Genomic DNA, 24,552 nt, shown 5'->3' on the forward strand with positions numbered 1-24,552 from the left:
ATTGGGTGGTGCAAAGGTTGCTGGAACTCTTTTTGCCGCAAGGCTGATATTTTGATGTGGTGACTGGTTCTTGAGATGTGCGAAATTTCTATAAACACTCAAATTAGAGCGCTTATGGCTCATAAACATTCTAATTTGAGCGATAACTTTTTCTGATTCAGGAAAATGGCTAGAATGATTCGGATTAGAGTGCTAGAACGGCAGAAGCGCTCCTATATGGATGCTTATATGAATTCCTCCGCAAATTTGCCAGTCAGCAGGGCTATCAAATCCCTCGGGAAAAGTATTGAGCTTGCCCGCAGGCGCCGCGGGCTATCGCAGGCAGATCTGGCATCGAGAATGGGAGTGTCAGTCAGCACCGTGCGGCGCATGGAGGACGGGCATCCCGGCATGGCACTTCAATACCTGGCCAGCGCGTTGCAGGTGTTTGGTGAACTCGAAAAGCTGCGGTTGCTTCTGGACACACCAGAAGATTCCGTCGGACTCAGCTTGATGGACGCTGAACTGCCGTCACGCATCTACAGCAATCGCCGCAAGACACCAAAGGCATTTTGAGGACTACGAGGACATGGTTGCGTTTGCAAGTGCCCCTGCACAAAACACCAAAACCGAGCTTGACGTATGCCTGGGCAAAGTCGGTATGCCTGTGGGGAAACTCGTTTTTGTGCGTAATGGGCCCCGCATGTTCAGCCAGTTTGCCTATTTCCAAAGCTGGCTGGAAGACAAGGAGACGTTCAGCGTATCTCCTGACCTGGTGTCAACGCCGGTGTATCAAACGCGCAAGCCCCCCGCCCGGGAAGACTCTCGGTTTTTTCTTGCGATGGGGGACACGGAACCCGATGCTTGGGGTAGGCGGGTCATTTCGAGGGCCCATGCCAAGCGACGCCAGGACGACCGCTCCCTTGGCGCGTTGACCGAACTCGATTACCTGTGTGCTGTTGACGACTTCAGCAGGATTGGGGCATTGCGTTTGCGGGACAGCCGCGGAACCTTCTTGCAATCTGTGCAAGCCGGCAAGCGCGCGACGCCTCCTATGCTTGAGCTTGAAAAGATGCTGGTGTCGTCACAAGCGGTGGAACGAGGCACGGAAACCGCCGAAGACTTGCGCTATCTCCAGGGCAAAGGCACATCTCTTGGGGGTATGCGTCCTAAATGCAGCATTTTGGATGAGCACGGGTTTCTCGCACTGGGGAAGTTTCCGAGCATTCAGGACGAGCGAAACGTCACTCGCGCTGAGGTGCTGGCGCTCAAGCTGGCAACACTGGCGGGTATCAATGCCGCAGACGCCCATATATCGGTGGTGCAGAACATCCCCGTTGCCGTCATTCGACGCTTCGACCGCGCAGCCCAGGATTCGCGTATACCTTACATGTCCGGCGCATCGTTGATTCAGGCCAGCCGCATGAACGAGCACGCCTACACGGAGGTTTTAGACCAGATGAAGGGCGCATGCGCGAACTACGTGGATGACGCCCGGCAGCTGTGGCGCCGATTGGTGTTTAACCATCTGATCACCAATGTGGACGACCACTTGCAGAACATCGGGTTCCTCTACATGGGGAACAAACAATGGCAGTTGTCGCCGGCGTTTGACATCAACCCAATGCCTGAAAAGGACAGAGAGTCCAAGACTTGGCTAAGTGAAGATACGGGGCCAATTACCAGCATGGCTCAATTGATGAGCCAATCGTCCAGGTTTTCTCTCAATAATGATCAGGCCTTGGCCATCGTGCAGCAGGTGGTTGCTGCCGTGCTGCAATGGCGCAAGGTGGGGCAATCTGCGGATGTGGGTATGACATCGCAGGAGCTCAGTGAGTTTGACTTGGCCTTTGAGCACTCCGACCTGGATGACGCCAAGAAGCTGGCCGCCCGATAGCGGGCAAGGGCATTTGGAATGATCTGCCAATGCAAAAAGCCCAGCGCAAGGCTGGGCTCAGAGCTTGAATCTTTGGTGGCCTGGGGCGGAATCGAACCACCGACACAAGGATTTTCAATCCTCTGCTCTACCGACTGAGCTACCAGGCCAACACGTACGCTTTGCAAAAAGCCCAGCGCGGCGGCTGGGCTTTTCTTGGGGCGGGGGTATCAGTATGAAAACTGGTACCGCAACCTCAATAAATCTTTTGGTGGCCTGGGGCGGAATCGAACCACCGACACAAGGATTTTCAATCCTCTGCTCTACCGACTGAGCTACCAGGCCAACGAAGTCCGCAACTATACACATTTTTTCGGTCTTGTGCCAGCCAGCTCGGCAGAACTTCAACTTTTTTCGGCGCGGGCCTTTCAGGCGGACTGTTGGGTAGATGGCACGGATGGGTGCGACTCAGGGTCGCGGTTGGGGGCGGATGTGGGCTGGGGATAACCCGCGGGGGTATAATCAAAAGCAGTTTTTAACATTTGGGCTTACGCGCGGATGGTCTCCATCCCCCTCTCATGTCGGTAGCTGTCCTTGCCTTCGGTCTGAATCACACGTCCGCACCGGTCTCGGTTCGCGAACGCGTGTCTATGCCCGTCGATCTGGTCAAACCCGCCCTGGAAGGTCTGCGTTCGGCGTTTGGCGGCTCTGTCCGCGAAGCCGCCATTCTGTCCACCTGTAATCGCACCGAAATCTATTGCGCAGCCGACGGCCACGTCGCTGACCAATTGCCCGCCTGGCTGGCTGAACACAACCGCCTGGACGCCGGCACGCTGCGCCCGCACCTGTACCGCCACCATCAAGACGACGCCGTCCGTCACGCATTCCGCGTGGCCAGCGGTCTGGATTCCATGGTGCTGGGTGAAACCCAGATCGTGGGCCAGATGAAGGACGCCGTGCGCGCCGCTGGCGAAGCCGGTTCGCTGGGCACCTTGCTGCACCAGATGTTCCAGCGCACGTTCTCGGTCGCCAAGGAAGTGCGCTCGCAAACCGCGATCGGCGCGCAGTCGGTATCCATGGCTGCCGCAGCCGTCCGTTTGGCTGAGCGTGTGTTCGGGAATCTGGATCAGGCCCGCACGCTGTTCATCGGCGCGGGCGAAATGATTGAATTGTGCGCCACGCACTTTGCCGCGCAACGTCCGCGCAGCATGGTGGTGGCCAATCGCACCGCTGAACGCGCTGAAATCCTGGCCAACCGCTTCTCGGCCAGCACCATGAAACTGTCGGACCTGACAGACCGCCTGTCCGAGTTCGACGTCATCGTGTCCTGTACGGCAAGCTCCCTGCCCATCCTCGGGTTGGGGATGGTGGAGCGGGCCACGCGCTTGCGCCGCCACCGCCCGATGGTCATGATCGATCTGGCCGTGCCCCGCGATATCGAACCCGAAGTTGGCCGTCTGGATGACGTCTATCTGTATTCGGTGGACGATCTGGGCCGTTTGGTGCAAACCGGCACCGACGCGCGCCGCGCTGCCGTCGTGCAGGCCGAAGCCATCATCGAAACCCGTGTCCAGGGCTTTATGCACTGGATGCAGTCCCGTGAAGTGGTGCCCGTCATCCGCGACCTGCATCAGGCCGCCGAAGATGTGCGCAGCGCCGAACTGGAACGTGCGCGCCGCCTGCTGGCGCGCGGTGAATCTCCCGAGGCCGTGCTTGAGCAACTGGCTCACGGCCTGACGCAAAAATATCTGCATGGCCCGCTGGCGGCGTTGAACCGCAGCGAAGGCGACGACCGCAAGCAATTGCTTGCCTGGATGCCGCGCCTGTTCCCCGGCCGCGACTCCCGCCGTTAGCGATTCTGTCCCACGTCCCGCCTCCTGGCGGGCGTTCGTCTTGTGGGCGCCCGCTATTTCTGTTTTTTCTTTGGTCATTCCCCCATGAAATCTTCCATGCGCAGCCGGCTGGAGCATCTGTGTCACCGCCTGACTGAGGTGGACGCATTGCTCGCCCAACCGGAAACCGCGTCCGATATGGACCGTTTCCGCAAGCTCTCTCGCGAACGCGCGGAGCTGGAACCTGTGGTCGAGGCTTTCACTGCCTTCACCCGCACTGAGGATGACTTGGCGACGGCTCAGGAAATGCTGTCCGATCCCGACATGAAGTCCATGGCCGAGGAAGAGATCAAGTCTGGACGGGGCAAGCTGGAAGGGCTGGAAAGCGCCTTGCAGCTGTTGCTGCTGCCGCGTGACCCCAACGACGGGCGTAGCGTGTTCCTGGAAATCCGTGCGGGTACGGGTGGTGATGAAAGCGCGCTGTTTTCGGGCGACTTGCTGCGTATGTATACGCGCTACGCGGAAACGCGCGGATGGCGCGTCGAACTGATGTCGGAAAGCGCATCGGAACTGGGCGGCTACAAGGAAGTGATCGCGCGGATTGACGGGGACGGCGCCTATGGCCGCCTGAAATTCGAATCTGGCGCGCACCGCGTGCAGCGTGTGCCCGCTACCGAGGCGCAGGGTCGGATTCACACGTCGGCCTGCACGGTGGCGATCATGGCGGAAGCGGATGCGATGACGGAAATCGTTATCAACCCGAGCGACCTGCGAATCGACACCTTCCGCGCCAGCGGCGCGGGCGGCCAGCACATTAACAAGACCGATTCGGCGGTGCGTATCACCCACCTGCCGACGGGCCTGGTGGTGGAATGCCAGGACGACCGCTCGCAGCACCGCAACAAGGACAAGGCCATGCAAGTGCTGGCCGCGCGCTTGAAAGACCAGGAAACCCGTGCACGGCAAAGCAAGGAAGCCGCCGAGCGCAAGAGCCTGATCGGCACGGGTGACCGGTCCGAGCGCATTCGCACGTATAACTACCCCCAGGGTCGAGTGACCGATCACCGCATCAACCTGACCTTGTACAAGTTGCAGCAGATCATGGAAGGCGATCTGGAAGAACTGACCGGCGCGCTGATTGCCGAACACCAGGCCGAGCAGTTGGCGGCGCTGGGCGACGACATCTGAGGCGGCCCGCGTGACCCAGCCCCAACTGAAAAGCCTGCTGCTCGATACCCGCCTGCCGCGCCTGGAAGTGCGCATGGCGCTGGAACACGTGCTGGGCAAGCCGCGCGCGTGGCTGTTGGCGCATGACACCGACGCGCTGACGCCCGAGGTCGCAGCGGCCTACGAAACGCTGGTTCAGCGGCGCATTGCAGGCGAGCCGATGGCCTATCTGTTGGGCCAGCGGGAATTCATGGGCCACGTGTTTCGCGTGACCCCGGACGTGCTGATTCCGCGCCCCGATACCGAGGTGCTGGTGGAAACCGCACTGGAATGCGTGGCCGGGGTTGCGGGGCCAGCGGTGCTGGACTTGGGCACGGGCAGCGGCGCGATTGCGATTTCGATTGCGCTGGCCCGCCGAGATGCGAGGGTGATGGCGTCCGATGTCAGCGCCGCGGCGCTTGCGGTGGCCGCCGGCAATGCCTGGGATCTGACGGCGTCTGTGCGATTCGTGGAAGGCAGCTGGTTCGATGCCGTGCCCGCAGGCGAAGGGTTCGATCTGATTGTTTCCAATCCGCCTTATGTCGCCAGCGATGATCCGCATCTGGATCAAGGCGACCTGCGTTTTGAGCCTCGCGGCGCGCTGACCGACGGCGCGGGCGGGCTGGAAGACCTGGGCCGTATCATCCAGGGCGCGGGCCGTCATCTCAGGCCGGGGGCGTCGCTGTGGATGGAGCACGGCTGGGATCAGGCGCAGGCCGTGCGAGACTTGCTGACGGCTGCCGGATTTGAAGATGTGCACAGCCGGCAAGATCTGGCTGGCATAGAGCGGATCACGGGCGGGCGCTGGCCGACTGGCCGCTAGCCCTGCTGTTACAGATTTCGCGCGAGCATTTCCGGGAAAGTCCGGTGTCCTTTCGGGGGAATCCGGGCGGTTTTTCCCGCTGTACCTATAATTGGCGTATTCCGTTATGCCTGTCCAAGAGACCACCATGAGCGACGTTCAAGAATTCATCCGTGAAACCGTGACCCAGCACCCCGTTGTGCTGTTCATGAAGGGCACTGCCCAATTCCCGCAATGCGGCTTTTCCGGCAAGGCCATTCAGATCCTGAAGGGCTGTGGCGTGAAGAAGCTGGTTACCGTCAATGTGCTGGAAGACGACGAAGTCCGTCAGGGCATCAAAGAATTCTCCAGCTGGCCCACGATTCCCCAACTGTATGTGGCGGGTGAATTCATCGGCGGTTCGGACATCATGAATGAGATGAACGAATCCGGTGAACTGAAGACGCTGCTGGAGCAATCCGGCGCAACGGCTTAACGCCGCCATGCGGCGGCTGGTTATCGGCATCACGGGCGCCACCGGCGCGCTCTACGCCGTGCGCATGCTGCAAGCGTTGCGCGGCGTGGAGGATGTGGAAACGCATCTGGTGGTGTCGGCGTCCGGTGTGCTCAATATCAAGCACGAACTGGATGTGAGCCGGCACGACATCTATGCCTTGGCGGACCACGTGCACTCTGTGCGCGATGTGGGCGCCACCTTGGCCAGCGGCGCGTTTCAGACGGCCGGCATGGTGGTCGTGCCGTGTTCGATGCGGACGCTGGCCGCAGTAGCCCATGGCCTGTCGGACAATCTGATCACCCGCGCTGCCGACGTGACACTCAAAGAGCGCCGGCGTCTGGTGCTGATGGTGCGCGAGACGCCGTTCAATCTGGCGCACCTGCGCAACATGACGGCCGTGACGGAAATGGGCGGCATTGTGTTTCCGCCACTGCCGGCGTTTTATCACCGGCCGGCCACCATCGAAGAGATGGTGGACCACACCGTTGCGCGCGTGCTGGAGCTCTTTGACATTGTCGTGCCCGGCCCGCATTGGGAAGGCATGAAGTAAAGCGCATGAAGTAAGCGCCTGAAATACAGCGCCTGAAGTACAGCGCCTGAAATTCAGCGCGCTTACTGCACCAGCCCCAGGCCGTTCAGCGCGGCCAGATTCTCCGGCCAATGGCGTGCACGCGCGTTTTGCAGTTCGATGCGGGCCCAAGCCATCCAGCCTGCCCATTCAATACGCTTGTCCCACGCGGTGCCCCAGGCCTGCAAGGCTGCCAGCCCGGCAGCGGCATGCTGTTCGGCGGCGTCAAAGTTTCCGGCCGTCAGCGCCATCTGCGCCAGCAGCAGGCGAGGCTCGCCCACCCATGGATTGTGTTCAACCGCCGCTTCCAGCATGTGGCGGGCGCTATCCATTTCCGTCAGCGGATGCATGCGCGTGATGACCTGCCAGTAGAGGGCGCTGGCAGCGGCTTCGTCGCGCGGGGTAAGCGTGGCGCGGCAGTGGTCGAACGCGGGCGGAATGGGGATGCCGGTGTCAGCGGGCAGTTGCGACAGCGGCGCCAGCAGATGCGAAAGCATAGACAAGATGTTTGACGGCGGTTTCAACGGACCTGGCCACAAAGACGATGCCCAGTTGGTCTTCAGGTCGCGGCGCTGCTGTTGCGGATAACCGGCGAACACCTCGTCCTGCCAGCTGTGCCATTGTTCGCCGATGTCGGCAGCAGATACGACAATGAACGCGGCGACCTGGCGCGGTGTGAACGTGAACACCTGGCCGTCCGCGCCTTCCAGCGTGAGCCCGTCCGGCCCCTGGCCCTGGCCTTGCAAAATAGTCTGTACGAACTTCGTGCGCGGCATGGCGCAGAAGAGGCTGACCCACTCTTCGGCTTCTGTGCCCAGCACGTCGCGCAAGGTGTTGCGCTCGCGTTCGCGGTCGAACAGCGTCAGGTCCACGTATTCGTTGCCATAGACGCTATGGAACAGGCCCAGCAGACGGACTTCGCGCGGTTGGTTCCACAGCGTCAGCGTGCGATAGACCCCAAGCAGGTGATGTTTGAATGTGCCAGCCTTGTGCCAGTCTTCTCCGGCGCTGCGGGCAAAGAGTAAATCAAGCAGCGCGGGCAGGTCGGGGTCGATCGCGGCGTAGTGATCGGCGAGCAGGGCGCGGGCCTGGGGATGAAGTTCGGTTGAAGTGGGCATGGGCGTCTGTGCGTAGTGGATTGAATGCAACCGCTATTGTGTCTGCACGATGCAGGCTTGTCATGGCATGCGGTCTTATATTGATTGGCACATATCAATATGAAAATTCATCGCTTCCGGTTTTTAGGGACGGTCACTAGAATCGCGGATCATTCTTCCATCTTATCGAGACCCCTATGCGCCTTCGCCACTCTTTGGCCGTTCTTGTTGCGTCGATCGGCTTTGCCAGTACCTCTGCCATGGCGCAGGACGCGGAACTGAAGGTGGGCGTGACCACCGGCCCGCATGCCCAGATCGGTGAAGTTGTGCAGCAGGTGGCGGCCAAGCAAGGGCTGAAGGTCAAGCTGGTGGAATTCAGCGACTTCATTCAGCCGAATGCCGCGCTGGATGCCAAGGAGCTGGATCTGAACATCTACCAGCACAAGCCTTTCCTGGAATCGCAGAATAAGGCGCGCGGCTACAAGCTGGTGCCGGTTGCGACGGCCGTGGTGCAGCAGATGGGCATTTATTCCAAGCGCGTGAAGTCGTTGAATGACCTGCCGCAGGGCGGCAAGGTGGCGATTCCGAATGATCCGACCAACGGTGCACGCGCATTGCTGGTGCTACAGGCCGCCAAGCTGATCAAGCTGAAAGACGGCGTGACGGTGACGGCGTCGCTGTTCGATGTGGTCGAAAACCCCAAGAACCTGAAATTCATCGAGATCGAAGCCGCGCAATTGCCGCATTCGCTGTCTGACGTGGACGCCGCCGCCGTGAATTCGGCCTACGCCATTCCCGCCGGTCTGTCGCCCGCCAAGGATGCGCTGGCGCTGGAAAGCAAAGACGCGCCGTTCGCCGCGGTCGTCATTGCCGCACGCGAAGACAACAAGAATGACCCGCGCGTTGCCCGCTTCATCAAGGCCTATCAATCGGACGAAGTGAAGGCCTTTGTGGCGAAGCAGTTCCCGGGCGCCTATTCCACGTCCTGGTAAAACGATATGTCCCAACTGACGATTTATGCCGACGACGCGCCCGGATCGGGCCGCGTGCTAAATGACGTTGGGGCCATCCAGCAAGCGCTGGGCGAGATCGGCGTGCGCTTTGAGCGGTGGTCCGCGCAAGCGCCCGTAGCGGCTGGCGCATCGCAAGAGCAGGTGCTGGCTGCCTACCGTGTTGAGATCGACCGGTTGGTGGCCGAGCGCGGCTATCAGTCGGTGGATGTCGTGAGTCTGGACGCCACGCATCCCGACCGCGTGGCGCTGCGGCGTAAATTCCTGGCCGAGCATACGCACGCAGACGACGAGGTCCGCTTCTTTGTGGCGGGTAGCGGGCTCTTCGTCTTGCATGCGGCCGGTCAAGTCTATGCCGCGCTGTGCGAAAAAGATGATCTGATATCGGTCCCAGCAGGCATCGCCCATTGGTTCGACATGGGGTCTGCGCCTGCCTTCACCTGTATCCGGCTGTTCAACGACCCTGCGGGATGGGTGGCGGACTTTACGGGCGACGATATCGCTACCCGCTTTCCAGTGCTCGCTTAACCGCACACCCGCATCACGCGTACTTGCCCGTCAGGCCGCCATCCACGATGAGTTCCGTGCCGGTGATGTAGGACGCATCGTCCGACGCCAGAAACGCCACCGCTTTGGCAACCTCCCAGGGCGTGCCCATGCGTCCCATCGGCACTTGCTTGTCGCGGGCCGCCAGCGCAGCTTGCAGATTGTCCGCATCGAACATGCGGGCGACGTTCTGCGCCACGCGCGGCGTGTCGATCAAACCGGGGATGACGGTGTTCACACGGATGCCATCGGCGGCGTACTGCTGCGCCGCCATGCGCGCGAAATGAATCACCGCGGCCTTGCTGACGCTGTAGGCCAAATGCGGATAACCGATGTAGCGGATGCCGGCCACCGACGACACGGTGACGATGGCGCCGCCGCCGTGTTGGCGCATGATGGGCGCGAGCAGACGGGTGGCGATCAAGAGGCTGGTCACGTTCACTTGCTGGATGCGGTCCCAATCTTCCAGAGAGATGTCTTCCGGTCCGCCCACCTTCCCAATACCGGCGTTCGCTTGCAGGATGTCGATGCGTCCGTAGCGGCGCATTGCGGCATCTACGGCTGCCTGCATCGCCTCGGGGTCTGCGACATCGGCCTGCACGGGCAGCGCGTTGCCGCCCGCTTGTTCGACGTCATGAGCCGCCTCTTCGGCCGCCGCCAGATTGGCGTCCAGCGCCACGATGGATGCGCCTTGCCGCGCCAGGGTGACGCAGCTGGCCCGGCCGATGCTCCATCCGGCGGCCGAGGCGCCTGCCCCCGCGATCAGCGCGATCTTGCCTGCCAGCCGCGTATCGGCGCTTGCTGACGTCATGCGGATTCTCCTTCATCCTGTTGATGTGTCTTGCCCTTGCCGACGTACGGAATCGCGTGATCGATGGTTTCCCAGATGTAGCGGCCCGAGGGGCTTTGCTGCTCTTCCGCAACATGAGACACCAGACCCGCTGCCCGTGAGATAACCGCGAATCCGCGCATCAACTCGGTCGGCACGCCGATCTCGCTGAGTAGCGCGGCCACGGCCCCGGTTGCGTTGATGGTGATGTGTTTGCCGTAAGTCTCATCGATGGCGGCCGCCAGGAGGCGCAGCGCTTTGAGCGACTTGCCGTCCAGGTCCGGCTCACTTTCTGCCAGCGTCAGCAGCTTGATGGAACGCGGGTCATCGGGTTTGTGCAGGTGGTGACCAAAGCCGGGCAGGGGGCGGCGGGTTTCGCGGAACTCGCGGGCAATTGCCAGCGCTTCGGCGCGGCCATCCGCCGCCTGCTTGATGCGGTCCAGCAAGCGCGAGCAGTTTTCCATGGTGCCAACGAATTGGCTGCCGACCGCCATCAAACCGGATGCGACGGCGCCTTGCAGATTTTCCGGCGCACTCATATAGATCAGGCGCGTGGCGATGGCGCTGGGCGTCATGCCATGTTCCATCAGCGTGACCAGCACGGCATCGACGATACGCATGTCCACGGGGCGCGCGTCGCGGCCCAGGATCTGCATGATCATGACTTCGGTGAACGTCTTCTTGCCGATCAGGTCTTCCACCAGATCCACGTCGCGGTAGGACATGCCGGTCAGATGGTGTGCGCACAAACGGGTTTCGGGCGTATTCATGAGGTTTCCTTTTGCGCCGCATCGCGCACGGCATTCTTCAAGACCTTGCCAACGCTGGAGCGCGGCAGGCTGTCATGGATATGAATCTGTTTGGGGGTGGCGACCGGACCCAGCAATGCGCGCACGTGCGCGCGCAATACGTCGGCATCCGCGTGCGCGCCGGGGTGGAACTGCACCGCTGCGTGTACGGCTTCGCCCCATTTGTCGTCGGGCAGGCCAAACACTGAGCACTCGTACACGGCGGGATGGGCGGACAGCGCGTTCTCGACATCAACGGGATAGACATTGAAGCCGCCCGTGATGATGACGTCGCGCAAGCGGTCTTTCAGGAACAGGTAGCCGCGCGCATCGATCAGGCCGGTGTCGCCGGTATGCAGCCATCCGTCGATCAGGGTTTCGGCGGTCTTCTCGGGCAAGCGCCAATAGCCCGTCATGGTCAGGTCCCCTTGCACGACGACCTCGCCGATCTCGCCCCGGGGCAGCAGTGCTCCGTCCGGGCTCATGATGGCCACATCCGACAACCAGGTGACGCGCCCGACCGAGGCGCGATTGTCTGGCGCCTCAAGATCAGCGGGGCGCAGAACAGTGACGATCTGCGGGGCCTCTGTCTGCCCGTAGGTGGTGCCCAGCACGGGACCAAAAAAGGCGCGGGCGCGTTCGATTTTTTCGGGCGGCATGGGAGCGCCGCCGTAGATCAGGTTACGCAGTTTGGGGAAGTCTGCACGCGACACCCCATCTTGCGCCATGATCATGTAAATCAGCGTCGGCGGCATGAAGCTCAGGGTTCCGCCGCGTTCGCGAAAGGCGGCGGTGATGGTGGCAGGCGTGACGGCGTCCAGCAACACGTGCGCGCCGCCTTGCGCCAGGACCGGCAGCAGGTAGGTGCCCGTGCCATGCGTGATGGGGGCAGAGACCACATAGCGGTCTTCATACGTCAGCGACCAGCTCGCGATCTGGTTGATGATGCCGGCATTCCAGGCGCGGTAAGGCTGCATCACGCCTTTGGGCAAGCCAGTGGTGCCGCCTGTGAACTTGATGGCTTGCGTGGCGTCGCGGCTTAACGCGTGCCGCACTGGCTCGCGTCCCGCGTAACGCGCCAGCAGGCCATCCAGCGTCAGCGTCTTATCAGAGGCATCGAGGTGAATGCGATGGTCTTGCGCCGCCCGCACCAACGGCGCGCCGACGCCGTCGATGATGACGATGGAAGGCTCGGTCGCATCCAGAATGCGCCCGATCTCCCGCTCGGTGCTGCGGTAGTTCAGCGGCACCCAGATCTTGCCGCTGGCAAGCACCGCCAGCAACGCCAGGATGTGGCGCGCGGTGTTGCCCGCGCAGACGGCAACGCGTGTCTGCGGCGCCGGGTCCAGGTCTTGCAGCGCCGCCGCCAGCGCCCGAGTGCTGGACGCCAACTGCGCATACGTCACCTGGCCTTCGGGGCCATCCAGCGCTACGTGGTCTGGATACTGCTCGGCCGCGCGGAAGAAGAAATCGATCGGGTACACCCTGTGCTCCTTGAGTCTTAATTGGCTTTGATGTCGGCGCGCTTGACGACCGCGCTCCATTTGTCGATTTCGCTGGCGATCGTTTTGCCGAAGGCCTCTGGCGAATTGGTCGATTTGGGCGCATAGAATCCAGACTGCTTGTAGGAGGCTTGCAGTGCCGGGCTGGCCAGCGCTTTGTTCAACGCTTCGTTGAGACGTTCGATGACCGGCTTGGGCGTGCCGGCAGGCGCCACCAGACCAAACCAGGATTCCACGTCGAAACCCGGCAGGCCGGATTCCGCCAGCGTTGGCACATCTGGCGTCGACGGCAACCGTTGCGGCGACGTGACGCCGATAGCGCGCAGTTTTCCAGCCTGTACGTGCGGCAGCGACGAAGGCAGGTTGTCGAACATGGAATCCACTTGTCCGCCCAGCAGGTCGGCCACCGCAGGGCCGCTGCCCCGATAGGGCACATGCAGAATGTCCGTGCCGGTTTCCATCTTGAACAGTTCGCAGGACAGGTGAATGGAGGAACCGCTACCGGATGACGCGCAGGTCAGCTTGCCGGGATGCGCTTTGGCATACGCGATGTATTCCTGCACGGTCTTTACCGGCAGCTTGGGGTTCACCACCAGAATGTTCGGGATGGTCGCCAACATGCCGACAGGTTGAAAGTCTTTGACGAAGTCGTAGTTCAGCTGGCTGTACAGGCTGCGGTTGATCGTGTTGGCAATGGAGCCCATGTACAGCGTGTAGCCGTCAGGCTTGGCGCGTGAAACGATTTCCGCGCCGATGTTGCTGTTGGCGCCAGTCTTGTTCTCGACCACGATGGTCTGGCCCAATTCTTCCGTCAGCGCCTTGGCCATGAGCCGCGCCACGATGTCGGTGGCGCCGCCTGCGGCGTAGCCGACGACGAGCGTCACCGGGCGGTCGGGATAGGGCTTGGTTGCCAGGGCGGGCGCGCCGCCCAGCATTGCGCTGCCCAGGGCCGCCATCACGGCGGCACGCCGCAAGAGGGTTGTCTTCATATTGTCTCCGTCCTGTTTTGTCTAATATTTGGACAGATCTTTGTCTGCCCGGATTCATATTGGGCTTTGATAGGAGCGTCATCAATGCAAGCTGTCCAAAAAATGAACAAGGCAGAAACAGAAGGCGCCGGGCCGCGGGTGTTGCGCCGCGGCTTGCGGGTGCTGGGTGTGTTGCGCCAGGCGGGGGCGGGCGGTATGCATGTGGTGGATATCGCGCGCGCTGCGGGCATGCAGCGTTCTACCGTTTACCGGTATCTGGATGTGCTGGTGGAAGAGGGGTATGCGCTGCGCGAGTCCGAGGCGCCGCGTTGGCGCGTGGCCGAGCTGGGCGTGATGATGGCGGGGGACCCGCATGCGCAGGCGGTGCGCAGTCTGCGCCCGGTGCTGCGCCAGATCAGCGACGTCAGTGGCGACTCCGCCTTTCTGATTTGCCGCGCCGCAAACGATTCGTTGTGCCTGCACCGCGAGGTCGGCAATTATCCGGTGCAGGTGCTGGCAGTGACGGTGGGGCACCGCCAGCCGCTGGGCGTGGGAGCCGCCGGTCTGGCGCTATTGGCCGCACTGCCGCCGGGCGAGGCCGAAGACGTGGTGGCGCAGAATGAACAGGCGCTGCGGGCGTATGGCGGGATGACGGTGGTGCAGATGCGGCGTCTGATCGAGAGCACGCGGGACCGGGGATGGTCCGTAGTGGGCAACGCAGCGGTGCCTGGGGTGCTGGGCGTGGGCGTGGCGCTGTGCGATGCAGGCGGATATCCGCGTTTGGCGATCAGCGTGTCCAGCTTGATTGACCGCATGCAAGCGCCGCGCCAGCGCAGCATTGCTGAACTGATCCGTACGCATCTGGCGCAGGACGAGGTCAGGATGCAGCGCTGGGCGATGCCCGGAGTGTCAGCCGCCTAGGTACCGTCAGACTGCCGCGGGCGCGGGCACGCGGTACGTTTTTTGATAATGCACGGTGAAGGTCTGGAAGGCATCCAGAGCCTTTTTGGGATCATGGCCGGGCTTGACCAGAAAGCTGTCGAAACCGACGCGCGCCTGATAGTGAATGGTGTCGATCATCACGTCGCCAACTGCGCGCAATTCACCCGTCCATTGATAACGCGTGCGCAGCAGCTGCGCCAGCGAGTAACCGCGCCCATCGGTATAGACCGGAAAGTCCACGGCGATGAAAGCGATGCCGGCCGGGTTCAGCGTGCCATCTGCGTCAAGCAGGTCACGCAGGTCGGCATCGGGTTCCAGCAGAACCGCGACGGGATGCTGATGGCGGCGCAAGGTGGCGTGTGATGTTTTCCAGGTGGATAGCGGCACGACCCAGCCGGGTTCGTCACTAGGCACCTGGCCTTCAGCGGCCACTTCGGGTTCGGGCGTAAACGGACGCGAGGTATCCGCCTGCAATTGGCCCTGCCGGATCAGGTGCGGGCCGGGGGCGTCGTGGGCATAGACTTCAGACATGGGCGGGCTCGGCGTTTTGAACGGGTTTGGCGAACGCAGGGTCCGCATACACGTCTTGCTTGAAAGGATCGATGCCCACACGGTCCACGACGTCGATGAAACGTTCGACTTCGCTGTCGCGCAGGCCCAAATAGGTCTGGATCAGGCGGTCAACAACGCCGGGAACCTGGTCGCGCGCGAACGACGGGCCGATGATACGGCCTACGGCCGCACCGCCTCCCCGCGTGGATTCCAGATCGGGCAGCGGCTTGGCGGCGCCATTCTGGCGGCCGCCGAGGGTGACCTGATACCACTCTTCGCCGGCTTTATCGATACCCAGGATGCCGATGTGTCCCACGTGGTGGTGGCCACAGGAGTTGATGCAGCCCGAGATGTTCAGATCCAGTTCACCGATTTCGAACAGGTAGTCCAGATCGTCGAACTTGCGCTGAATGGCTTCGGCCACGGGTATGGATACCGCGTTGGCCAGCGCGCAGAAGTCCCCGCCCGGACAGGCGATGATGTTGGTCAGCAGACCGATATTGGGCGTGGCCAGATTCAGCGCTTCCAATTTCTGCCAGAGCTCGTGCAGTCGCGCGCGTCGCACGTCGGCCAGAATCAGGTTTTGTTCGTGCGATACGCGTAGTTCACCGAAGCCGTAGGCATCGGCCAGGTCGGCCACCGCGTCCATTTGGTCAGCGGTAATGTCCCCTGGCGGCACGCCCGTAGGCTTGAGCGAGACAGTGACGGCGGCGTAGCCGGCCGCCTTGTGCGCATGCACGTTCGTGCGCAGCCAGCGGGCAAAGCGTTTGTCGCCTGCGGCGAGCGCTTCGGTGTTGTCGATGTCGTCAGCGGCCGTGGCGTCGTACTGCGGCCAGACGAAGCGCGATTTGATGCTGTCGACGAATTCCTGGGTGATGGTGTCGGGGCCGCCCTTGATCAGTTGCCACTGTTCATCGACCTGCTGCGCATAGACTTCCGGCGTCAGATCTTTGACCAGGATCTTGATGCGCGCCTTGTATTTGTTGTCGCGGCGGCCGTGCAGGTTGTAGACCCGCAGCGCGGCCTGCATGTAGGTCAGCAGGTCTTGCCATTCGACAAAGGGATTGATCAGCTTGCCGACAATAGGCGTGCGGCCCATGCCGCCGCCCACCCAGACACGAAAGCCCAGCTTGCCGTCGCGTTCGACCGCTTGCAGGCCGATGTCATGCACGCCGACCGCGGCGCGGTCTTGCACGGCGCCGCTCACGGCAATCTTGAATTTTCGGGGCAGGAAGGCGAATTCCGGGTGCAGCGTGGACCATTGGCGAATGATCTCGCACCAGACCAGCGGATCTACGAGTTCGTCAGGCGCGACGCCTGCGAAGTGGTCGGTGGTGGTGTTGCGGATGCAGTTGCCGCTGGTCTGGATGGCGTGCATCTGGACGGTAGCCAGTTCGGCCAGAATGTCCGGCACGTCTTCCAGGCGGGGCCAGTTGAACTGGATGTTCTGGCGCGTGCTGAAGTGGCCGTAGCCGCGATCCCACTTGCGCGCGATATGCGCCAGGGTACGCAGCTGGCGCGACGCCAGAATGCCGTAGGGAATTGCCACGCGCAGCATGGGCGCATGGCGCTGGATGTACAGGCCGTTCTGCAAACGCAGGACGCGGAAATCATCTTCAGTGAGCTGGCCATCGAGGAAGCGGCGCGTCTGGTCGGCAAACTGCGCCACACGTTGCTCGACAAGCTGCTGGTCGACGGGGTCATACACGTACATGTCTACTGCCCTTGAGTCTTCTCGGTCTGAACCCTGTTCACGCCCCGCGCAGCGCGCAGGCAAAAGGGGGATTCATAACCGTAACAGGCAGCGATTGCGACCGTCTAAGTCATTCTGGTAATAAGAAAATGCTGTCAGGGAAGTGGACGGGCGCGGGATAAATCGGGTGACGCGGGGGAGCTCGTTGGGGGGACTCTCGCGCGGCACCCTTCCTACGACGCCGCGTTTACCGCCCAGCGGGCGGCGAAGACCAGGATGATGACGAGGCAGGCGGCGAGCAGCAGGCCAGTGGCGATGAGCGGGCCGGGCTTGTTGTTGGCGATGTCGGCGTCATAACCCCGGCCGCGGCGTACGCCGAAAAAACCCCAAAGCACGGAGCGGACCGTGCGCAGGAAACTAAGCATATGCGACTCCTGACGGATGTGGGGATAAGGCACTGTAGGCCGTGCTGCCCCAAGGAAACAGATGCAGATGTGCGTCAGCCGACCATATCAGATGCCGGTGTGTCCGGGGCGCCGATGCCGCGCACGATGTGATCCAGCAGTTCCCGGGCCGCGGGTGAGATATGCCGGCTGGCGCGGCTCAGCACGTGCAGACTGCCCTGATTCAGAATGGGGTTGGCCAGCGGCAGGCTGGCCAGGCGCTGGGCACGCATGTCGGCCGTGACGGCGATGGGCGGCGTCAACGCGTAGCCGATGCCAGCGGCAGCGAATTGCCACAAGGCCTTAAAGGATGACGTCGTCAGCACGTTGCGCAGGCGCACCTGTTCGCTGATCTCGGCGGCCTGTATGTGCTGACGCACACCAAAGCCCTCCTGCATGGACGCGCCGGGATAATCGGCCAGATCGGTCAGCAGCAACGGACGGTGCAACTGCGTCAGAGGGTGATCCTGGTGGACGATGGCGCGAATGGGCTCGGGGCGCGAGTAGTGCGTGCGCAGGCGGGCGTCATTGGGCGGCTGGAACACCAATCCTATATAGGCGCGGTCGTCCACGATGCGCTGCACGATCTCTGAGGTGCGGGCGACGTCGATGTCCAGCGTGACCTCGGGATGGCTGCGCCAGTAACCGGGCAGCACGCGGTCGAACATCAGTTCGACAAAGCCTTCTCCAAGCACCAGATCAATGTGGCCGCGTTCAGCGTTGCGCAGACTGTCGATCTCCGAGAAGAAGCTCTCCTGGATATTCTGCTGGCGCTTTACATAGCGGGCCAGGATGTGGCCCGCATCGGTTGGCACGACACCGCGGCCACGGCGCTCGAACAAGGCCATGCCACAGTCTCGTTCCAGCGCGGCGATGGCGCGGCTGACCGCGGAGGGGTCCATCTCCAGCACTTCGGCCGCGCCGCGCACGGAGCCGCGGCTCATGACCTGCATGAAGTAGTGGGTGCGGCGGGCGTCGAGTTTTTCGTCCATGACGGGGGCTCCGTTACGTATTGCGGCGGGAGATCCACAGGGTGGTTTCAGGGTTTTCCCCTAAAATATTCGTCACCTTGCAAATATTTCCCAGTAAAAGCATCAGTGTTGCATTTTACGCAACGCTAATGCCCTATTGATGTCATGGTTGCCCGCAAGGCGACCGGGCGAAAATCGCCCCTTGCTGCCCGAAATGCCGCTGAACCGCGCCGCCGCTCCGTTTATATGGGGACGGCAGCCACGGCCAGCGCCTCTTGCGGCCTGCCACGACCAAAACCTATTCACGTTCATCAGGGGAATTCGATGTCTCTCGCCAGCGCCAGTCTGGCCGCGCCTTCCATGCCGCTATCTGCTCGCATTCGTATGCTTGCCGCCATTTTGTTGGTGGTGGTCATTTCCGAAGCGATCGGCAGCGTCACCTTCGCGGTGGGCCCGGGCAAGATCGTTCTGCAGCCCATGCTTTGGGCCATTTTCATTGGCGCCATCGTGGCAGCTTTCGGCCAGCGCTTGCCTGCGGGCGCCGGTATCGACAAGGCCATGCAGACCCGCATCAGCGGCTACCTGCAATACGCGCTGCTGCCGTTCCTGGCCAAGCTGGGCCTGATGGTGGGCGGCGCCTTGCCGCAAGTTCGCGAAGCTGGCTGGGCGCTGGTGTTCCAGGAATTCGGCCACTTCTTCGGCACTATGGCCATCGGCCTGCCGTTGGCGCTGCTGCTGGGCATCAAGCGCGAAGCCATCGGCGCCACCTTCTCGGTGGGCCGCGAGCCGAGCCTGGCCATTATTGGCGAGCGCTATGGCATGAATTCGCCGGAAGGCCGTGGCGTGATGGCCGAGTACATCACGGGTACGGTGATCGGCGCGCTGTTCGTCGCGCTGATGGCTGGCTTCATCACCAGCCTGAACATCTTTGATCCGCGTTCGCTCGCCATGGGCGCCGGCGTGGGCTCGGGCAGCATGATGGCCGCTGGCGTGGGCGCAATCGCGTCCCAGCAAACGCCGGAAATGGCGCATCAGGTGGCCGCCTTGGCCGCCGCTGCCAACCTGTTGACGACGGTGGTCGGCGTGTACTTCACGCTGTTCATCTCGCTGCCCACGACGATCTATCTGTACGGCAAGCTGGAACCTGTTCTGGGCCGCTTCTCGCGCAGCAAGAACGAAGAGTCGGTCGTCGACAGCAGCGTGTCGGAAGACGTGCCGGCGCACAACACCAAGATGGGTTTTGGCGACCGCCTGACCGCCTATGTCATCTGCGGCCTGTTTGCGCTGGTGGGCAACCGCCTGGGCTACAACGTGCCGTTCATGGATGCGCTGCCCGGCATGGGCATCATCATCGGCCTGGTCGTTCTGACCGATCTGGTGCTGCGTGTCGTGCCCAAGCTGCCGGCCGTGTTCGTGCTGTCCTTGATCGCCATGACGGCGGGCTGCCCCGGCGTGCTGCCGTATTCGGACCAGATCATTGCGCTGGTCGGCAAGGTGAACTTCCTGCCGTTCACGACCGTGATTCTGGCCATGGCCGGCCTGTCGATCCTGAAAGACCTGCCTGCCTTCCGCAAGCTGGGCTGGAAGATCGTGGTGGTGTCGCTGGCTGCTAACGCCGGCACCTTCCTGGGCGCAACGATGATCGCGGAATTCTTCCACTGATCTGATTGAGTCTGAAGAGAAGCCGCCTGTGTAAAACAGGCGGCTTTTTTTTGGCGCGGAAATTGTGTGGATGGTTCACGCCATCCTTGCAATTCGCCCGGTCTCCAGCAACCGCGCCGTGGCCCGGATTCCAATCACATTAGGACTTAGGCCGATAGCGTGCGTTGTCGGTGACGTTTTCAGTAGCGCCGATATTGGCAACGGCGGGGATGCCTACACCGGCGGCCTTCATGGCCACGGCGGTCTGCAATTCCAGCACCTGCGGATTGCCCATCGCGACGCGGTACGGCTGCAACGGGGTCAGGCCTTCGATCGTGCCCAGATCGTTGGCGTTGCCGGCGCGTTGTGGAATCGGGTTGGGTTGCGCGGTGTAGTCATCCACTGCGCGGCGCATGCGCGAGTCGGCGTATAGGTCTCGCAGTGTGTCGACGTTGGTCGCGGGCGCGGCAATGAGGGGTAGCCGATGGCCGTCATCGGCATTGATGCGTGCATACGGAGCGGTGGGGTCGGCGGCGTTTGATTTGGCGGCTTGTGCGCGTGCGACGCGCTGCGCTTCCCAGGCGGCCTGTGCCTGCGCGGTGCGTTGTGTTTGACGCGCGGCTTCAGTTTGTGCGGCGCGTTCGGCGGCCCTTGCGGTTTCCCAGGCGGGGCGCGTGTCATCCAGCATCGGAATGCGCGCGGGGTAGGGCGCGGCGACGCGGGGGATAGCGGAGATTGCCGAAACATTCATACGGAGCTCCCTGTCGTGATTGACCTTCAGGTTGGGCCGTGGTGTCGGTTACAAGTTCAATTTACTCCAATTTTTCTGCGGACGGTCCACCGGACCAGCAATGATTCCGACGAAAAAAAGCCCCCAACCGTAGTCGGGGGCTTGAGCGGTGCTGCCCGAAGGCCGCGCCGTACAAGGCTGGGGCCGCTTTTGCGAGCCCGGCGTGCTCTCGCGAAAGCGCTTCCAGCCCAACCCGGATTAGGGCTTGGTGGCCTGCATGGACGGGCGCTGGCTGAATGCTTCGTACCACGCTGCCGTCTTGGGATGCGCGGCGCGCCAGTCCAGATCAGGAAAGCGGAAGTCCAAGTAGCCCAACGCGCAGCCGATGGTGATGGTGCCTATGTCCAGCCGGCCTTCAAGGCCGGCTGCGTTCTTCTCGATCAGCGCCAGGCCGTCGCGCACCTTGCCCAACTGGCCTTCCACCCATCCGTCCCAGCGCAGCGCTTCGGGACGCAGCACGGTCTCGTAGCGGGCCAACAACGCAGCGCCCAGCATGCCGTCGGCCATCGATTGCTCTGTCAGCACCTGCCAGCGGCGCTTGTCCGTCGGGAACAGCGAGCCTGCGCCCAGGTCGTTCAGGTATTCGCACACCACCCGGCTGTCGAACAGCGCCTGGCCGTCGTCCGTGATGAATGTGGGGACCTGGCCCAGCGGGTTGTTGGGGATGATGCTTTGATCCCGCGCCACCGGACCGGCGGCGCTGGGAAGCTTTTCAATACGCTCGGCCAGGCCGAGTTCATGCGCGATGACCATGCACTTGCGCACGAACGGCGAAGCGGGCGAGAAGAAGATTTTCATATCGGTCCTTGTCGATTGCGTAGCGTCTTTTGAGAAAGCGAAAAGCAGCCGCAAGGGTACCGGATATGCGCCCTATTCGGTGATGCCAGTTTCCAGGCAGGGGTGAAATTCACCCGTATCGGGATCACGCAGGAACAGCACGCCGGTGGCCACGCCAAAGTACGTGCCGTGCAGTTCCAGGTCGCCCTTTTCCACGCGGCGGCGGATGGACGGGAACGTCATCAGATTGTTCAGGCTGTGTTCGACCACGGCCAGTTCCAGACGCTTGAGGTTGGCTGTGCGGTCGCCGGTGGCCGGGCCCAGGCGGGCGGCCACGGGTTCGATCTGCGACATCCATTTGCCGATGAAGTCGCCCTTGGTCAGGGGCTTGGCATCGTCGAAGAAAGAACGGATGCCGCCGCACGATGCGTGGCCCAGCACAACGATGTGCTTCACGTTCAAGCCGTTGACGGCGAACTCAATGGCGGCGCTGGTGCCGTGGTACGACGATTCCGAGTCAGGCTCACAGGGCGGGACCAGGTTGGCCACGTTGCGCACCACGAACATTTCGCCCGGGCCGGCATCGAAAATGACTTCGGGCGACACGCGTGAATCGCAACAGCCAATGATCAGGATTTCCGGGCTTTGCCCCGCTTCAGCCAGTTTCTGATAGCGGCTGCTTTCCGAGTGGAAACGGCCGTCCAGGAATGATTGGTAGCCATCGGTGAGTCTTTTGGGAAACATGATCTTCACTTCCTAATAACAAGCCAGGCTTGCTGGCGCGCCGACAGACGCAAGAAGGGGCCTCGTGTGGAAGCCCCTGTCATCGAGTCGGCAAATGGAATTTTCCCATATTTGCCCCTACATCCCCCTGTCTAAACCCTGATAAAAGAAGGGTTTTTGTCTGGCCGCAATAAGCGGAATAGGGGGGAGAACCCTCCGCCTGTCATTGAGCGCGGATGTTCAGAACCGTCACTTTGGTGAATTGCAGCGGCGTCACGGCCTTGATCAGCCGGATCTGGCCTGGTGCCATCGTACCGACAACGTCATCGTCGACCCGGCCCACCTCGTTGCCCTGCGCGTCATACAACACAAAGGTCAGCAAAGCGCTGGAAATGGCGCGGCCGGACTGATTGGCCAGCGAACCTGTGATGGTCGACACGTTTCTGTTGATATCCCGCACTGCCTGCACATTGCCCAACGTGACGCCATAAGTCAGGCTTTGCGCGACAGCGGCGCCAGACAGACCGGCAAACAAGAAGAGAGTGGCAAGGGCGAGTTTCATCATGGTCTCCTGGGACACCGGCGTGGGTGCGCTTGCTTATCCGCGTACCGTCTTGGCCGTCCGCGCATCGGGCGGGTATGCCTATCTCACACCTTTCCGCATGGCGGCACAACGGGTCAGAAGGATGAATGGGTAACAGGTTGCACGGGATGTACGCAGATTCGCGGGCGGATGCCACAAGTGCGTCGGAATGTCTCTGAATTGCGAATTCCCGGAGGCATTTTTGCGTGACCGGACACGGTAAAAAAGCCGGATCACGTGCGTCGTTTCGCCATTAGGAGACTTCACATGCCATGACGGCGCGCAGGCTGTCTTAAAGCTGAATGAATCCGGGCTAAGTCCTTATCTTTTCTTAACTTTTTGGGCTATTGCGAAGCCGGGCGGTTTGTTCGATGATGACCGGGCCGGCATCTAGGCCGGCGGATCGTGCTGCCCTGTTATCTGCGTGCCATCACGCAGGCGGGCGCTCAAGGGAGAAAACTCATGCTTTCCCGTACTAGCCAGCTGGCTTCGGCCATTGTGTTGTCCGCATGCTTTTTCGGCGCTTACGCGCAGACCCCCGCCGCTACCACGCCAGCCAAGACGCCAACGCCGCAGCAGCAGCGCATGGCAGATTGCAATAAGTCGGCGACCGGAAAAACGGGCGATGACCGCAAGACCTACATGAGCAGCTGCCTGAAAGGCGAGGCCCCTGCGCCCGCCAAACAGTTGACGCCGCAGCAACAGAAAATGAAGGACTGCAACGCGAAGGCCGGCGAACAGAAGCTGACTGGCGACCCGCGCAAGACGTTCATGAGCACTTGCTTGAAGGGGTGAGCGGCAGGCGCCGCGTCCCGTTCAGGCAAGCGGACGCTTCGCGGCAAATGATCGGTTCCATCCGGCAATGAAAAAAGCCCCTTTCGGGGCTGTTGCCGTTTTACACCGTGGCAATCGGCGTGACCGGCGAACCGATCGCATGCGGCAAGCGCAGCGGCGGGGCGGTCAGCATGAAGTGATGGCGGCCGTTGGCGTGCAGGAACTCCGCCAGGTCTTTCAGGTACCAAAGCTCTGCCAGCGGCAGACCTAGCTTGAACAGGCAGTGGTGATGCAGCGGCAGCATGGCGCGCGGGCCGGTCTTTTCGCGGGCGGGGTAGGCTTCCACCGCGTAATTGTCGGCGCAGATGGCGGCGATGCCGCTGTCCGTGATCCATTGCAACAGCGCCGCGTCGGTGCCGTCCAGCGCGGCGCCGTAGGTGTGCAGCACCTGGGGGTCAGGCGTGCCGTTCATGGCGACGACGGCTTCGGCGTAGCCGGTGCGCAGCACCAGCATGTCGCCGGATTCGACAGTGATGTTGTCCGTCTTCAGAACGTGCATCAGCTCGGCGTACCCGATCAGCGTGCGGCCTGGGCCATAGTGGCGGAACAGGTCCACCAGCACGCCGCGGCCTTGCATGCCTTTTTGCGCCAGGTTTTCAACGCCCAGCTTTAATGCGGCGGACGGGCCGCCGCTATTGCAGCCGCAGCCAGTGTGGTCGCCGTCGGCGGGACCCAGGATGTCCACGCCGGCTTGAAAGCCGTTGTAGTAGCGCAGTTCGGGCGTGCCGTCGCCGTCGGCGTCAAACAGCGCGCCCACGTGTGCCAGCGCGTCCCATTGGGTTGAGTACTGCATGGACAGCAACACCTGATCGTCGCTCAGTACGTCCACCGCGTCGGGGTTGACGTTGCGTAGCGGAAAGTTCAGGTAGGGCGTGTCCGCAAGTTTGGTCGGGCTCAACTGCGGCGGGTGACGGCGCGGATTGAGCACGTTGCCGCCGGGCAGGTCCAGCGGCAAGGACAGGCAGAACGTCTTGCCGGCGCGGATCTCGCGCGCGCCCTTCAAGACCTGTTCTTCGGTGATGAGATTCAGCCGGCCGAGTTGGTCGTCTGGCCCGAAGTCGCCCCAATTGGAGCCTTCGGGCCGGTGTTTCCAGCGCTGCATGC

The 24,552-nt window shown here is 62.1% G+C and carries 26 protein-coding genes and 2 tRNA genes; 12 read left to right on the plus strand and 16 right to left on the minus strand.

The features are described from left to right. Positions 1 to 228 precede the first annotated feature (228 nt). A complete protein-coding gene (locus tag RAS12_RS24855; protein ID WP_306942375.1) occupies positions 229 to 555 on the plus strand; it encodes a helix-turn-helix domain-containing protein in 327 nt (108 codons plus the stop codon). Positions 556 to 568: 13 nt separating this feature from the next. Then, complete coding sequence (locus RAS12_RS24860; protein WP_306942377.1) at positions 569 to 1,876, plus strand: type II toxin-antitoxin system HipA family toxin; 1,308 nt, start codon at positions 569 to 571, stop codon at positions 1,874 to 1,876. Positions 1,877 to 1,949: 73 nt separating this feature from the next. Here RAS12_RS24860 and RAS12_RS24865 read toward each other — a convergent pair. Together RAS12_RS24865 and RAS12_RS24870 are read right to left on the minus strand one after the other, a co-directional pair. Further along, positions 1,950 to 2,025, minus strand: a tRNA-Phe gene (locus RAS12_RS24865). Positions 2,026 to 2,124: 99 nt separating this feature from the next. Then, positions 2,125 to 2,200: transfer RNA gene (locus RAS12_RS24870), tRNA-Phe, on the minus strand. A 233-nt stretch (positions 2,201 to 2,433) separates the two neighbouring features. Between RAS12_RS24870 and hemA the strand changes: the two genes are divergently transcribed. The 5 genes from hemA to RAS12_RS24895 all read left to right on the plus strand — a co-directional run bounded on the left by hemA (position 2,434) and on the right by RAS12_RS24895 (position 6,741). Further along, a complete protein-coding gene (gene hemA, locus RAS12_RS24875; protein ID WP_306942379.1) occupies positions 2,434 to 3,708 on the plus strand; it encodes a glutamyl-tRNA reductase in 1,275 nt (424 codons plus the stop codon). An 84-nt stretch (positions 3,709 to 3,792) separates the two neighbouring features. Then, positions 3,793 to 4,875, plus strand: coding sequence for a peptide chain release factor 1 (prfA, locus tag RAS12_RS24880; protein ID WP_306942380.1), 1,083 nt, complete (start codon positions 3,793 to 3,795; stop codon positions 4,873 to 4,875). Between the two features lie 10 nt (positions 4,876 to 4,885). Beyond that, on the plus strand, positions 4,886 to 5,716 hold the full coding sequence (gene prmC, locus RAS12_RS24885) for a peptide chain release factor N(5)-glutamine methyltransferase (RefSeq protein WP_306942382.1): 831 nt from the start codon (positions 4,886 to 4,888) through the stop codon (positions 5,714 to 5,716). Between the two features lie 127 nt (positions 5,717 to 5,843). Continuing rightward, the gene (gene grxD / locus RAS12_RS24890; protein WP_006227137.1) at positions 5,844 to 6,170 is read left to right on the plus strand and encodes a Grx4 family monothiol glutaredoxin; all 327 of its coding nucleotides are present in this window, start codon (positions 5,844 to 5,846) and stop codon (positions 6,168 to 6,170) included. 7 nt (positions 6,171 to 6,177) lie between these two features. Further along, a complete protein-coding gene (locus RAS12_RS24895) occupies positions 6,178 to 6,741 on the plus strand; it encodes a UbiX family flavin prenyltransferase (RefSeq protein WP_306942402.1) in 564 nt (187 codons plus the stop codon). Between the two features lie 62 nt (positions 6,742 to 6,803). Here RAS12_RS24895 and RAS12_RS24900 read toward each other — a convergent pair whose 3' ends face one another. Continuing rightward, positions 6,804 to 7,877, minus strand: coding sequence for a tetratricopeptide repeat protein (locus RAS12_RS24900; RefSeq protein WP_306942404.1), 1,074 nt, complete (start codon positions 7,875 to 7,877; stop codon positions 6,804 to 6,806). A gap of 176 nt (positions 7,878 to 8,053) precedes the next feature. On the opposite strand from RAS12_RS24900, the gene RAS12_RS24905 reads away from it, so the two are divergent. Continuing rightward, on the plus strand, positions 8,054 to 8,848 hold the full coding sequence (locus RAS12_RS24905; protein ID WP_306942406.1) for a MetQ/NlpA family ABC transporter substrate-binding protein: 795 nt from the start codon (positions 8,054 to 8,056) through the stop codon (positions 8,846 to 8,848). 6 nt (positions 8,849 to 8,854) lie between these two features. Beyond that, positions 8,855 to 9,394 carry a 1,2-dihydroxy-3-keto-5-methylthiopentene dioxygenase gene (locus RAS12_RS24910; RefSeq protein WP_306942408.1) on the plus strand — a complete coding sequence of 180 codons (540 nt, stop codon included), beginning with the start codon at positions 8,855 to 8,857 and terminating at the stop codon, positions 9,392 to 9,394. A gap of 13 nt (positions 9,395 to 9,407) precedes the next feature. Here RAS12_RS24910 and RAS12_RS24915 read toward each other — a convergent pair whose 3' ends face one another. Genes RAS12_RS24915 through RAS12_RS24930 form a run of 4 tightly spaced genes read right to left on the minus strand, consistent with a single transcriptional unit; the run spans position 9,408 to position 13,520 of the window. Beyond that, positions 9,408 to 10,223: an SDR family NAD(P)-dependent oxidoreductase gene (locus RAS12_RS24915; protein ID WP_306942411.1), complete on the minus strand. Its 816-nt coding sequence runs from the start codon at positions 10,221 to 10,223 to the stop codon at positions 9,408 to 9,410. Beyond that, positions 10,220 to 11,011, minus strand: coding sequence for a citryl-CoA lyase (locus RAS12_RS24920; protein ID WP_306942412.1), 792 nt, complete (start codon positions 11,009 to 11,011; stop codon positions 10,220 to 10,222). The genes RAS12_RS24915 and RAS12_RS24920 overlap by 4 nt, the downstream gene beginning before the upstream one ends. Then, the gene (locus RAS12_RS24925; RefSeq protein WP_306942414.1) at positions 11,008 to 12,513 is read right to left on the minus strand and encodes a class I adenylate-forming enzyme family protein; all 1,506 of its coding nucleotides are present in this window, start codon (positions 12,511 to 12,513) and stop codon (positions 11,008 to 11,010) included. The genes RAS12_RS24920 and RAS12_RS24925 overlap by 4 nt, the downstream gene beginning before the upstream one ends. A 17-nt stretch (positions 12,514 to 12,530) precedes the next feature. Then, positions 12,531 to 13,520: a Bug family tripartite tricarboxylate transporter substrate binding protein gene (locus tag RAS12_RS24930; RefSeq protein WP_306942416.1), complete on the minus strand. Its 990-nt coding sequence runs from the start codon at positions 13,518 to 13,520 to the stop codon at positions 12,531 to 12,533. A gap of 102 nt (positions 13,521 to 13,622) precedes the next feature. Here RAS12_RS24930 and RAS12_RS24935 point away from each other — a divergent pair, with 102 nt between their 5' ends. Next, a complete protein-coding gene (locus RAS12_RS24935) occupies positions 13,623 to 14,420 on the plus strand; it encodes an IclR family transcriptional regulator (protein WP_306951608.1) in 798 nt (265 codons plus the stop codon). A 6-nt stretch (positions 14,421 to 14,426) separates the two neighbouring features. Here the strand turns inward: RAS12_RS24935 and RAS12_RS24940 are convergent, their stop codons facing one another. From RAS12_RS24940 to RAS12_RS24955, 4 genes are all read right to left on the minus strand, one after another. After that, positions 14,427 to 14,972 carry a DUF934 domain-containing protein gene (locus tag RAS12_RS24940; RefSeq protein ID WP_306942418.1) on the minus strand — a complete coding sequence of 182 codons (546 nt, stop codon included), beginning with the start codon at positions 14,970 to 14,972 and terminating at the stop codon, positions 14,427 to 14,429. Further along, positions 14,965 to 16,707, minus strand: a complete 1,743-nt coding sequence (locus tag RAS12_RS24945) for a nitrite/sulfite reductase (RefSeq protein ID WP_306942420.1) — start codon at positions 16,705 to 16,707, stop codon at positions 14,965 to 14,967. Before RAS12_RS24945 ends, RAS12_RS24940 begins: the two co-directional genes overlap by 8 nt. A gap of 212 nt (positions 16,708 to 16,919) precedes the next feature. Further along, positions 16,920 to 17,111: a DUF2970 domain-containing protein gene (locus tag RAS12_RS24950; protein WP_306942422.1), complete on the minus strand. Its 192-nt coding sequence runs from the start codon at positions 17,109 to 17,111 to the stop codon at positions 16,920 to 16,922. A gap of 74 nt (positions 17,112 to 17,185) precedes the next feature. Next, positions 17,186 to 18,121 (minus strand): LysR family transcriptional regulator, encoded by a 936-nt coding sequence (locus tag RAS12_RS24955; protein ID WP_306942424.1) that lies wholly within the window; start codon positions 18,119 to 18,121, stop codon positions 17,186 to 17,188. Between the two features lie 303 nt (positions 18,122 to 18,424). On the opposite strand from RAS12_RS24955, the gene RAS12_RS24960 reads away from it, so the two are divergent. Continuing rightward, positions 18,425 to 19,762: a DUF3100 domain-containing protein gene (locus RAS12_RS24960; protein WP_306942426.1), complete on the plus strand. Its 1,338-nt coding sequence runs from the start codon at positions 18,425 to 18,427 to the stop codon at positions 19,760 to 19,762. Between the two features lie 139 nt (positions 19,763 to 19,901). Here RAS12_RS24960 and RAS12_RS24965 read toward each other — a convergent pair whose 3' ends face one another. From RAS12_RS24965 to RAS12_RS24980, 4 genes are all read right to left on the minus strand, one after another. Continuing rightward, on the minus strand, positions 19,902 to 20,492 hold the full coding sequence (locus tag RAS12_RS24965; protein ID WP_306942428.1) for a hypothetical protein: 591 nt from the start codon (positions 20,490 to 20,492) through the stop codon (positions 19,902 to 19,904). A gap of 237 nt (positions 20,493 to 20,729) precedes the next feature. Next, complete coding sequence (locus tag RAS12_RS24970; RefSeq protein WP_306942429.1) at positions 20,730 to 21,329, minus strand: glutathione S-transferase; 600 nt, start codon at positions 21,327 to 21,329, stop codon at positions 20,730 to 20,732. Positions 21,330 to 21,401: 72 nt separating this feature from the next. Next, positions 21,402 to 22,052 (minus strand): carbonic anhydrase, encoded by a 651-nt coding sequence (locus RAS12_RS24975; RefSeq protein WP_306942431.1) that lies wholly within the window; start codon positions 22,050 to 22,052, stop codon positions 21,402 to 21,404. A gap of 202 nt (positions 22,053 to 22,254) precedes the next feature. Continuing rightward, on the minus strand, positions 22,255 to 22,596 hold the full coding sequence (locus RAS12_RS24980; RefSeq protein ID WP_306942433.1) for an FxLYD domain-containing protein: 342 nt from the start codon (positions 22,594 to 22,596) through the stop codon (positions 22,255 to 22,257). 480 nt (positions 22,597 to 23,076) lie between these two features. On the opposite strand from RAS12_RS24980, the gene RAS12_RS24985 reads away from it, so the two are divergent. Next, positions 23,077 to 23,409: a PsiF family protein gene (locus RAS12_RS24985; RefSeq protein ID WP_306942435.1), complete on the plus strand. Its 333-nt coding sequence runs from the start codon at positions 23,077 to 23,079 to the stop codon at positions 23,407 to 23,409. A 100-nt stretch (positions 23,410 to 23,509) separates the two neighbouring features. Here the strand turns inward: RAS12_RS24985 and RAS12_RS24990 are convergent, their stop codons facing one another. Next, positions 23,510 to 24,550, minus strand: coding sequence for a cyclase family protein (locus RAS12_RS24990; protein WP_306942437.1), 1,041 nt, complete (start codon positions 24,548 to 24,550; stop codon positions 23,510 to 23,512). Positions 24,551 to 24,552: the final 2 nt, after the last annotated feature.

The organism is Achromobacter seleniivolatilans (assembly GCF_030864005.1).
Taxonomy (GTDB): domain Bacteria; phylum Pseudomonadota; class Gammaproteobacteria; order Burkholderiales; family Burkholderiaceae_B; genus Achromobacter; species Achromobacter seleniivolatilans.